The following is a 10,325-nucleotide window of genomic DNA, read 5'->3' as shown; positions in this document are numbered from 1 at the left end:
CGTTTGCGGCCGCTCGCGCGCGGGCGTTTTGGAATGAGCTTGCCGCGCTGCAAATTCCGTTACTCGTGGTGCGCAGCGGCGAACGTGTTCTGGTCACCGACGAGCAGTGGTCGCGGTATCGGGACGAGTTCCCCGATGCAACGTTGGTCGAGTTCAGCGACTCGCCTCACGACATCTTCCGCCCGGACCGCCGCAGGTTTCCGCAATTGGTTCGAGAACATGCCGACCACGCGGACGGTGACTAGGCCTCGGTGTCCGATTTCGGTTTGCGCACAATTACTTTGCCCGCAACGGTGCCGCCGTCGACCGGAAGGATCGTGCCGGTGACGTACCGGGAGCGGTCGGTGGCGAAGTAGAGCGCCGCCTCGGCGACATCCTCCATGGTGCCTTCGCGCTTCAGCGGACGGTCGTTGCGCATCTGTTCGCGGATCTTGGCCTCGAACTGCCCGAGCTTTTCGCGATCCTCGCCGGTGGCCGACTTACGCACGATAGCGGTGCGGATGTTGCCCGGCGCGATCGCGTTGACGCGTATCTCGTAGTGCGCCAACTCGATTGCCGCGGACTTCGTGAACTGGATGACGGCTGCCTTCGACGCCCGGTAGGTCATCACGCCGCCGCCGGCCTGAATGCCGCCGATCGACGTCAGGTTGATGATCGACCCGCCGCCGTGCTGCGACATGTGCCGGGCGGCGTCGCGGGTGCCCGCCATCACCGCGCGCACGTTGATGCGCATCACGTGGTCGAAGTCGGCCAGGTCGTCGTCGAGGAAGCGGCGGTGCATGGTGCCCGATACGCCGGCATTGTTGACCATGACGTGCAGACCGCCGAACCGGTCGATGGCCGTCGACACCAGGCCGCTGACCTGTTGGATATCGGTGACGTCGGCGTCGACGAAGTGGGCGTTGGCGCCGATGTCGGCGGCCAGCGCGGTGCCGCCGTCGCGGTCGACGTCGCCGATGAGCACCTGCGCGCCCTCGGCGGCGAAACGGCGTGCCAGCCCCTCGCCGAGGCCCGACGCGCCGCCGGTGACGACCGCGACCTTACCCTCGAGCTCACCCGTCATGACCCTCCTCGTTTCCGGCCAGGAACTCCAGCAGCAACGCGTTGACGGCGTCGGGCTGTTCGATCTGCGGACAATGCCCAGCGGCGTTCACCACGGCCGATCGCGCGCCGCTGATCTGCCCGGCGATGTCGGCAGCCCAACCGGGTGGCAGCAGCTTGTCCCCGCCGCCCTCCACCACCAGCGTCGGCACGGTGATGCGCTGGTAGGCACGGGTGCTCGACGGCAACGGTGGAGCCTCCAGCCCAGGACGACGAAACCTCGCCGCCGCCAACGCCTCCCACGCGCCGGGCGCGATGCTGGCCTGGTATCGCCGCTGCACATACGCATCATCGGCCGGATACGCCGGGCTGTAGAACAGCGCTTCGACGATCTTGCGCATGGCGGGTAGCGTGGCGTCGTAGTCGTAGAGCGCCGCCGAAAACTCGTTGCGCTGAATCTCACCACCGCCGCAGATAGCCACCATGCCGCGCACCGGCAAGACCGGCGATGGCGAGGTGATGTCGACGAACAGGTTCACCGCACCCATCGAGTTGCCGACGAAGTATGCGGAGTCGACCCCCACTTCCTCGCAGAACCGTGCGATGTGCCGGATCCGCATACCGCGCCCGTCGGTGAAGTCGACGACTTTGGCCGTGTCGCCGAAGCCGAGCATGTCGGGCGCCAGCACCCGGTGGTGCGCGGCCAAGGCGGCGATATTGCGTTCCCAGCCGAGTTCGGCGCCGGCGCCGAACTCCCCACCGTGCAGCAGCACCACCGGATCGCCTTCTCCGGCCTCAAGATAACTCGTCACGAGCCCGTCGACCAGCACGGACTTGCGGGCGTATTCCGCCACCGAGCCCACCTACTTGATCGCAATCGGGCTGACGGGTGCGCCGACCGCGCCCACCACCTTCAACGGCGGTGCAATCAACTGGAATTCGTACACCCCGTCGGCGGCGCAGTCGGCGGCCAGGCCGGTGAGGTCCCAGTACTCGCCCAGCATCATGCCCATATCGCGCAGGCACAGCATGTGCATCGGTAGGAAGGTGCCCTCCACGCCGTTGGCCGGGTCGGGGTCTTCGACCATGAGGTTGTCGGCGGCCACGGCGGCCACTTCGTGGTCGTGCAACCATGACGCGCAGGTCCAGTCGAGCCCGGAGCCGGGTTCCTCGCCGTCACCGGTGGACAGGAACCGCGTCCACCATCCCGTATGCACGACGACGATGTCTCCCCGCCCGATCTGCACGTTCTGCTTGGCCGCGACGTCGTCGAGTTCGGCTGGGGTGATGGGGTTTCCGGGCTCACAGAACACCTCGGCGCCGCGGTGCGCCACCACGTCGAGCAGCACGCCGCGCGAGGTGATGCCCTTGACGTCGACCTTGTCGATGCCGCAGTGGAAGGCGCCGAAACTGGTCACCGAGTCCGCTGGGAAACCGTTGTAGAGCTTGTCCTCGTAGTAGACGTGAGACAGGGCGTCCCACTGGGTGGCCGCCTGCAGCGGCATCACGATCATGTCGTCGTTGAAGCGGAACGGGTTGTCGGCGAAGAACGAGCTGAGCTGTTGGGCAACGGAGTTGCGCAGCCAATTAGGTGCGTACTGACACAAGGTGTTTGCATCGCCACCGTCGACGGTCATGACGTGGATGGGGTTCTGACGGAACTGGAACGCGCCCTGCGGTCCCGACGACCCGAAGTCGCCACCGAGGGAGATGACCTTACCCTGGCGCACGGTGGCCGCCGCCTCGGCGACCTTGTCCTGGGTGATGAAGTTCAGCGTGCCCAGCTCGTCGTCGTCGCCCCACCGGCCCCAATTGCGAACCTCGTCGGCGACGCGGCGAAAATCCTTCATACTGGCCGTCATTGCTTCCTCGTCATCATTGTCGCAGCACCGACCCGGCGAGGTCGGTCTCGCCGATTGTGCCACCATCCACCCAGATCACCTGTCCGGTGACGTAGCTGGCGGCGCGGCTGTTCAAAAAGACCAGGACGCTGGCTTGTTCGCCGGGTGTCGCGGTCCGGCCCAGAGGCGTCTGAAACGAGTCCAGGAACTCCTGCCCGTAGGCGCTGCGCAATTGGTCGAGGATCGGCGTGTCGGTGACGCCGGGCGCGGTGCAGTTGATCCGGATTCCTCTGGTACCCAACGCCACGACGCTGGCCATGCCGTAGAGGATGATCGCCTCCTTGGACAGCCGGTAACCGCCGCCATCGGCAACGGCTTCGGGATGGCTTTCGCACCACTTGATTCCATCGGCCATCGTCGTGGTGGCCACCAGCCCCGCGGTGACGTCGGCGTTCAGCCGGTAGCCCGACGCCGCCAGCGACGACACGTTCGCGATCGACGACCCCGGCGGCATCGACGGCACCAACGCCTCGGTGAACTTGCGGGTACCGAGGAAGTTGATGGTGACCACCCGCAGCGGATCCCCGATACCCGACGACACGCCGGCGACGTTGAACAGCGCGTCGACGTGACCACCGATCGACGCGACCGCCGCGTCGATCGATGCCGGATCCGACAGGTCGAGCGCGATGTACTCACCGAATGACGCTGCGGGCGGGCTGATATCCAGCCCGATCACCTCGGCACCGAGTTCGGCGACCTGACGCGCGACCTGCTCACCGATACCCGACGAACATCCGGTGACCACGACCCTGCGGCCGTCGTAGCGCCACAAGTCGGCGATCTGCCCCATGGATCAGCTCTGATCGGCAGCCGGGTTGCGGCTCGCCCACCCCTCCCCTGACTTGAGCTTCTTGGCGGCGGCCTCGATGCCCTCGGTCATCTCATCCATCGCCAGCGCGACCTCGTTGGCGGTGTAGTTCTGCCGGCCCGTCGGCAACCCGCCGAAGGCGTAGCTCTCGTCGAACACCGGCGCCGTCGACTCGGGCCGCCGGGCCTCGGCCTTCTCCAGGATCGGTGCCAGACGCTTGGCCTTATCGGCGGTGGCCTTCTCATCGCGTTCGATGAATTCGGGCAGCACCTCCTTGCCCATCAGCTCGATAGACTCCATCGTCTCCTCGTGCCTGCGGGGTGTCAGCAGCAGGATCAGCTCATCCACACCGCTCTGCTCGTAGCCGCGCAGGAAGTTGCGCACGGTTTCCGGGCTGCCGATCGGGCCACGGTCGGGGCCGTAGACCACGCTCGGGTCTTTCTCGATCTCCTCGAGGTGGCGCTTCCACACACCGGTGCGGCCCGGCGTGTGCATCCCGGTCATGTAGTAGTGCATGATTCCGAACGCGAAGAACCCGCCGCCCATCCCGAGCCGTTCGATGGCCTGCTCGTCGGTCGGGGCGACCATCATCGACAAATCGCCGCCGATCGCGAGAATGTTCGGGTTCATCTGCGGTGTCACCGGGACACAGCTCTCCTCGAACTCCGTGTAGTAACCGTTGACCCGATCGGTCAGCGGGCCAGGGCCGGTGTAGGCGAAACTCAGTGCACCGAGCCCTTTTTGCGCCGCCATCGACACCGACGCCGGCCGCGTGCACGCAACCCACACCGGCGGGTGCGGCTTCTGCAGCGGCTTGGGCACGACGTTGCGCGGCGGCATCTCGATGTGCTGGCCGGAATATCCGGTGAACGGTTCCTCGGTCATGCAGCGGATCGAGACCTCAAGGGCCTCCTCCCACATGGCGCGTTTGTCGGCGGGGTCGATCCCGAACCCGCCCAGTTCACCCACCGACGAGGACTCGCCGGTGCCGAACTCGACGCGGCCGTTCGAGATGAGGTCGAGGGTCGAAACGCGCTCGGCTACGCGTGCGGGGTGGTTGACGGCCGGCGGCAGGTGCATGATGCCGAAGCCGAGCCGAATGTTCTTGGTGCGTTGACTGGCTGCCGACAGGAAGATCTCCGGTGCGGTGGAGTGGCAGTACTCCTCGAGGAAGTGGTGCTCGGTCAACCACACCGTCGAGAAGCCCGCCTTGTCGGCAAGCTCCACCTCGTCGAGACCGTCCTGGAAAAGCTGGTGTTCGTCGTCGTCACTCCACGGCCGCGGGAGCGGGAATTCGTAGAACAGCGAGATCTTCATTTGGTTACCTTTCGATCTTTATCGACGTTCGGGGTGCCGGTGTCGGTCGACTGGTCGGCGATGTGTTTTGCCGCGACGTAGCCGAATGTCATTGCCGGGCCGATGGTTGCGCCGGCTCCGGCGTAGCTACGGCCCATCACCGCAGCCGAGGTGTTGCCCACCGCGTAGAGATTCTTGACAACGTTGTCGTCATCGCGCAGCACTCGGGCCTGTTCATCGGTGCGCAGACCGCCGGAGGTTCCGAGGTCGCCGAGGATGATCTGGAACGCGTAGTACGGCGGTTTGCCCAACGGGTGCAGGTTCGGGTTGGGCAGGTTCGGGTCGCCGTAGTAGTTGTCGTAGGCCGATTCGCCGCGGTTGAAGTCGTCGTCGTGGCCCTTGCGCGCCAACTCGTTGAACCGCTCGGCGGTTTCACGTAATTGGCCTCTCGGTACGCCGATCTTGTCGGCCAGCTCTTCCCAGCTGGTGCCCTCTTGCACGACGCCGGATTCCAACCAGGCCTTGGGTACCTTCCACCCGGTCGGTACCGGCGCGAAGGGAATCTTCGGGATCGGCAGGTGCCCGGCGACGACATAGCGGTGAAACGAGCGGATGTCGGTGATCAGCCAGCACGGGATGTGGGTGACCCCGGACTTGTGGCCCTCGATCATTGCGTGCGCGAAATCCATGTACGGCGCGGCCTCGTTGATGAACCGCTTGCCGGCGCCGTTGACCACGAACTGCGACGGCATCATCCGCTCGTTGAGCATGAACTGCAGCCGGCCGTCGGGCCAGCAGATGGCGGGAAACCACCACGCCTCGTCGAGCAGTTCGGTGGCGGCGCCGACCTTTTCTCCCGCGCGGATACCCTCACCCATGTTCGCCGGGTTGCCGAAGCTCCAGTCGGTGCCCTCACCGGCGAGCTCACGGACGCGGTTGAGCACGGGCAGATGCTGGGTGCGCCAGTGCATGTCGTGGTCGAACCCGCCCGCGGCCAGGATGACGCCGCGGCGCGCGCCGATGCGCTGCGGGCGGCCGTTGCGTTCGACCACCGCACCCGTCACGGTGCCGTCGACGTCGGTGATCAGTTCGGTCATGGGCGTGTCGAGCCACAACGGGACGTTCTGCTGTTTGAGGGCCAGGCGCATGCGCGCGGCGAGGGACTGCCCGATGGCGGCCATCCGATCGCCGAAAACCCGGGCACGCACCATCCGCCAGATCAGCTTGACGAGCACAGCCTTGCCCCGCCAGTTCTGCCGCACTTGGTAGAACAGCCGAAGGTCCTTGGGGGCGAACCAGATTCCTTTCGGCGCCAGCGCCAACGGCTGTAGCAGGTTCTGCTCCTCGTCGCCGAGCTTGCGAAGGTCGATGGCCGGCACGTTGATGGTGCTGCCCAGTTCGGATCCGCCGGGCAGTTCTGGGTAGTAGTCGGCATAGCCGGGTTTCCAGACGAACTCGAACCAGGGGCTGAGCTTCTCCAGGAACTCCATCATCTCGGGCGCGGTGTCGACGTACTGGCGTAGCCGCTCGTCGCTGACCAGGCCGCCGGTGATGCGGCGCAGGTACTGCACGACCCCGTCGGGGTCGGGGGTGTAGCCGGCTTTGCGTTGCGCCGGCGCGCCCGGCACCCAGATCCCGCCGCCGGACAGCGCGGTAGAGCCGCCGAAGCGCGGCGACTTCTCCACGATCAACGTGTCGAGGCCGAATGCGTCGGCAGCCAAGGCGGCGGTCATGCCGCCCCCTCCCGATCCGACGACCAGCACATCGACCGTGCGGTCGAACACATCAGACATCGAGCACCGCCGTCCTGACCGCAAAGCCGGCGATCAACTCGGGTGCCGCGCGGTAGAACCGGTGCCCGGTGCGGTAGGGCCCGTGCGCAGCGAGCGCGCCGAAAGCCGCCACCCACGTGCGGATCTCGTGGCCCGAGTGGCCGGCCTCCTTCTCGATCCAGGCGTTGGACCAACCGTCGACCTCAGCCAACCGGTTGGCGTCGATCAACTCGAGGAACCCGGCATCCCAGTCGGGGTTGAGCGGTTGCAGCGGGCTGTCACCCTGCGCGAATGTCTGCGCGGCCGCCATCACCGCAACCTGGCGGGCCTGGCGCTGCTCGGCGCTCATCGGCGCCCCGTGCACGATGCGCTCCAGCGCAGCGGCCGGTGCGTTCGCCAACGTCGGGACGGGCGGATCGTGCGAAAGGCCACCGGATCCCACCACCAGCACCCGCTTGCCCAGCGTCGCCAGATGGGTGCCCACCGCGGCGCCCAGCGCACGTACCCGCCGCAGCGGTCCCAGCGGGACGGCGACCGAGTTGATGAAGATGGGGATCACCGGACGCGCCGTCGCGTCGCCGAACAGCTTCTGCAACGGCTGCACCGTGCCGTGGTCGACGTCCATGCTCGCCGAGATCGCCACGTCGATCCCGGACTCGAGAACCGCTCGGGCACAGTCGGTGGCGATGTCGGCGGGCACGTCGAGCGGACCGGCGTGGGTGCCGTAGTCACCTACGCCCTGCGCGGCAGTGCCGATGCAGAACGGCGGCATGGTCCGGTAGAAGAAGCCGTTGTAGTGGTCGGGCGAGAAGATGACGACCAGTTCGGGGTCGTAGTCGGTGACGAACTGACGCGCTTCGGTCAGCGCTGCGTCGATCTCGTCAAGGAGATCCCGCGACGGTCCCGGAAGATCCAGCAGCGGGCTGTGCGACATACAGCACAGGGCCAGTGTTGCCATGAGAACCTGAACCTCCTCCCTGAGTCAGGCAGAGCACGTCGAAGAGCGATTCGCTGGTCTCGGCCGCACGTTGGGCGATGCAGGCGGCCGCGATGCACCGGTCGGGGCGCAGGAACAACACCGAGTCGGTGTAGGTGTCGAACCAGCCCTTGAGCGCGCCGGTCCTGTCGCCGATCACCGTCACGTCGGCGTCGTCATGGCCCGGCCACGACAGCTGCGTCATCGGCCGCGCCTCGATGAACCGGGCGCCGAGCGCCTTCCAGCGGTCGAACGCCTTGTCCCCCAGGATCGCTCGCAGGTTGTTGCTCCAGCACAACACCGCGAAGCCAGCACCGAGCACGTCGTCGAGCAGCACATTCTGTTGGTCGCGGGTGTCGACGCGGGGCTGGATGAACAGGGTTCCGGTCGGCGAGTTCTCCGCGTCGTGTTCGGCGTGAAAAACCGCGCCCTGCTGGTAGCGCGGCATCGGCTTGAACCGCATCTCGAGCACGTAACGTTTGAGCGTCGGCACCACTGATGCGGCGTGGATGACCCGGTCGCGCAGGGCGGCCACCCGTCGGTTCGTCGGTGAGATGACCCGCCCCACCATGGTGGACAAGTCGATCATGGCCCTGGCGTGTTTGCGGCGCTCGATGTCGTAGGTGTCGAGCAGGGCGTCACCGGCCTGGCCGTTCACCACGGCGGCCAGCTTCCACCCGAGGTTGGCCGAATCGCGGATCCCGCTGTTGTAGCCCTGCCCCTGCCACACCGGCATGAGGTGCGCCGCGTCGCCGGCCAGCAGCAGCCGCCCCTTGCGGAACGACCCTGCGATCCGCGAATGGTGCGTGTACACCCGGTGCCGGATGATGTCTACATTCTCCGGGTGTGGAACCCGCTGCGCCAGCATATTTCTGACGAACACCGGGTCGTCGGCCTGGGCGTCGGTCTCGGTGGGGTGGATCATGAACTCGAAGCGCCGGATGCCGTGGGCGATGGAGATCGAGACATACGGCCGGGCCGGGTCGGCGCCCACCTCGCTGTTGGGATGGCCGAGGGGGTCGTTGGCGACGTCGACGACCAGCCAGCGGGTCGAGGACGTGGTGCCGTCGAACGACACGCCCATCAGCCGGCGCGTCGCGCTGCGCCCGCCGTCGCACCCGACGACGTAGCGCGCGTGCAGGCCGTCCTGCCTGCCGGCGAACTTCACCGTCACGCCGTCGTCGGTTTCCACACACGTCTGCATCTGGTGGCCGAACCGGACGTCGACGGAATCGAAACGTTCGAGGCCGGCGAACAATTCGGCATCGACCATCGGTTGCACGAACCCGTTGCGCTTGGGCCACCCGAACCGTGCGTCGGGCGGCGCCATTTCGGCGAGCAGCCGCCGATTGGCGTCGAAGAACCTCAGGATCTGGTTGGGCACGGTGTGCGGCAATACCCGGTCCACCAGTCCGATGGACTGAAAGGTGCGCAGCGCCTCGTCGTCGAGACCGACGCCGCGCGGATAGTCGATGAGCGTGTCGCGCTCCTCCACAACCACCGTCCGGACACCCTGCAGCCCAAGGATGTTCGCAAGCGTCAGTCCCGACGGTCCGGCGCCGACGATGACGACATCGACCTGCTCGGTCATCCTTGGCGTCCCAGCAGGAAGTCCAGATGCAGGCGGTTGAAGGTCTTGGGATCCTCGTATTGAGGCCAGTGCCCGCAGCCGGGCATCAGCTCGAAGCGGGCGCCGGGAACCATCGAGGCGATGCGCCGGCCCTCGGCGACGTCGGCGGTGGGATCGTCACTTGTCCACACCACCATCGTCGGCGCGGTGATCGACCCGTACTCTTCGGGCCCGAGCAGATTGCGCGCACGGATCTGCGGATCCTGCAGCGCCATGATGTCTTTCATGGCCGCGACGAACCCCGGCTGCCGATATACGCGCTGCCGGCTCGCGACAATGTCGTCGTAGTCCTTGGACTTGTCGGCCATCAACCATTTGATGCGGGCCTGCACGGTCTCCCAGGTCGGGTTCTCCGCCGCGGCCATCGACAAGGTGATGATGCGCCTCATCACCTCGGGATCGGCTTGCGACCCACCCGCGGTGTTGAGCACCAACTTGTCGATGCGCTCGGGGTGATCGACTGCGGCCCTGGCCGCCACCCACCCGCCTAGCGATTCCCCGCTGATGTGGGCCCGCTTCGCGCCGAGTGCATCCAGCACGGCGATCAGATGATTCACGTAGTGGTGCACCTCGAGCGGATGCCCGGGTTTGTCGGTGTAGCCGTGCCCGAGCATGTCGATCGACCAGGTCGAGAAGTGCTCGGCATGGGCTTCGAGGTTGCGCACGTACGCCTCGGCATGTCCGCCGGAGCCGTGCAGGAACACCACCACCGGCTTGTCGGTGTCGCCCGCGTGCAGATAACGGGTGCGCACCCCGCCGGCGTCGAGGTAGCCCTGCGAGAACGCGACACCCTGAAGATCGCTCCAGACGCTCTCGAACTCCGACACGCCTACCCTCTCGACCGCGAGAACTGAATTCTCGTGATTTGTAAGCACTTTGCTCATTTATCGCACATCCA

Annotated in this window: 10 protein-coding genes; 1 reads left to right on the top strand and 9 read right to left on the bottom strand. The window is 66.4% G+C overall.

What is annotated here, in order from left to right; translation table 11 throughout:
• A partial coding sequence (locus ABQE44_RS22575) for an alpha/beta fold hydrolase (RefSeq protein ID WP_448431994.1) occupies positions 1 to 245 on the top strand: 245 nt, incomplete at its 5' end.
• Here the strand turns inward: ABQE44_RS22575 and ABQE44_RS22570 are convergent.
• Genes ABQE44_RS22570 through ABQE44_RS22530 form a run of 9 tightly spaced genes read right to left on the bottom strand, consistent with a single transcriptional unit; the run spans position 242 to position 10,254 of the window.
• Positions 242 to 1,063 carry an SDR family NAD(P)-dependent oxidoreductase gene (locus tag ABQE44_RS22570; protein WP_448431992.1) on the bottom strand — a complete coding sequence of 274 codons (822 nt, stop codon included), beginning with the start codon at positions 1,061 to 1,063 and terminating at the stop codon, positions 242 to 244. The two genes, ABQE44_RS22575 and ABQE44_RS22570, sit on opposite strands and share 4 nt — an antisense overlap.
• A complete protein-coding gene (locus tag ABQE44_RS22565) occupies positions 1,053 to 1,895 on the bottom strand; it encodes an alpha/beta fold hydrolase (protein WP_448394847.1) in 843 nt (280 codons plus the stop codon). The genes ABQE44_RS22570 and ABQE44_RS22565 overlap by 11 nt, the downstream gene beginning before the upstream one ends.
• Before the next feature lie 9 nt (positions 1,896 to 1,904).
• Positions 1,905 to 2,903 (bottom strand): cyclase family protein, encoded by a 999-nt coding sequence (locus ABQE44_RS22560; RefSeq protein ID WP_448431990.1) that lies wholly within the window; start codon positions 2,901 to 2,903, stop codon positions 1,905 to 1,907.
• 13 nt (positions 2,904 to 2,916) lie between these two features.
• On the bottom strand, positions 2,917 to 3,735 hold the full coding sequence (locus tag ABQE44_RS22555) for a coniferyl-alcohol dehydrogenase (protein WP_448431988.1): 819 nt from the start codon (positions 3,733 to 3,735) through the stop codon (positions 2,917 to 2,919).
• Positions 3,736 to 3,738: 3 nt separating this feature from the next.
• Complete coding sequence (locus ABQE44_RS22550) at positions 3,739 to 5,070, bottom strand: LLM class flavin-dependent oxidoreductase (RefSeq protein ID WP_448394850.1); 1,332 nt, start codon at positions 5,068 to 5,070, stop codon at positions 3,739 to 3,741.
• The gene (locus ABQE44_RS22545) at positions 5,067 to 6,842 is read right to left on the bottom strand and encodes an FAD-binding protein (protein WP_448431986.1); all 1,776 of its coding nucleotides are present in this window, start codon (positions 6,840 to 6,842) and stop codon (positions 5,067 to 5,069) included. Before ABQE44_RS22545 ends, ABQE44_RS22550 begins: the two co-directional genes overlap by 4 nt.
• On the bottom strand, positions 6,835 to 7,779 hold the full coding sequence (locus ABQE44_RS22540) for a 3-carboxyethylcatechol 2,3-dioxygenase (RefSeq protein WP_448394852.1): 945 nt from the start codon (positions 7,777 to 7,779) through the stop codon (positions 6,835 to 6,837). Before ABQE44_RS22540 ends, ABQE44_RS22545 begins: the two co-directional genes overlap by 8 nt.
• Positions 7,703 to 9,388, bottom strand: coding sequence for a bifunctional 3-(3-hydroxy-phenyl)propionate/3-hydroxycinnamic acid hydroxylase (locus ABQE44_RS22535; RefSeq protein WP_448394853.1), 1,686 nt, complete (start codon positions 9,386 to 9,388; stop codon positions 7,703 to 7,705). The genes ABQE44_RS22540 and ABQE44_RS22535 overlap by 77 nt, the downstream gene beginning before the upstream one ends.
• Positions 9,385 to 10,254: an alpha/beta fold hydrolase gene (locus tag ABQE44_RS22530; RefSeq protein ID WP_448394854.1), complete on the bottom strand. Its 870-nt coding sequence runs from the start codon at positions 10,252 to 10,254 to the stop codon at positions 9,385 to 9,387. Before ABQE44_RS22530 ends, ABQE44_RS22535 begins: the two co-directional genes overlap by 4 nt.
• Positions 10,255 to 10,325 lie beyond the last annotated feature (71 nt).

Source organism: Mycolicibacterium sp. XJ2546, assembly GCF_053483195.1.
The sequence above is the reverse complement of the archived record's forward strand: the minus strand, read 5'-3'. Positions and strand labels throughout refer to the sequence as shown.

What these genes read in the sequence shown, in the direction of transcription:
- ABQE44_RS22540 (WP_448394852.1), bottom strand. Translation starts at nt 7,779, where the DNA reads ATGGCAACACTGGCCCTGTGCTGTATGTCGCACAGCCCGCTGCTGGAT.
- ABQE44_RS22550 (WP_448394850.1), bottom strand. Translation starts at nt 5,070, where the DNA reads ATGAAGATCTCGCTGTTCTACGAATTCCCGCTCCCGCGGCCGTGGAGT.
- ABQE44_RS22570 (WP_448431992.1), bottom strand. Translation starts at nt 1,063, where the DNA reads ATGACGGGTGAGCTCGAGGGTAAGGTCGCGGTCGTCACCGGCGGCGCG.
- ABQE44_RS22535 (WP_448394853.1), bottom strand. Translation starts at nt 9,388, where the DNA reads ATGACCGAGCAGGTCGATGTCGTCATCGTCGGCGCCGGACCGTCGGGA.
- ABQE44_RS22545 (WP_448431986.1), bottom strand. Translation starts at nt 6,842, where the DNA reads ATGTCTGATGTGTTCGACCGCACGGTCGATGTGCTGGTCGTCGGATCG.
- ABQE44_RS22555 (WP_448431988.1), bottom strand. Translation starts at nt 3,735, where the DNA reads ATGGGGCAGATCGCCGACTTGTGGCGCTACGACGGCCGCAGGGTCGTG.
- ABQE44_RS22560 (WP_448431990.1), bottom strand. Translation starts at nt 2,903, where the DNA reads ATGACGGCCAGTATGAAGGATTTTCGCCGCGTCGCCGACGAGGTTCGC.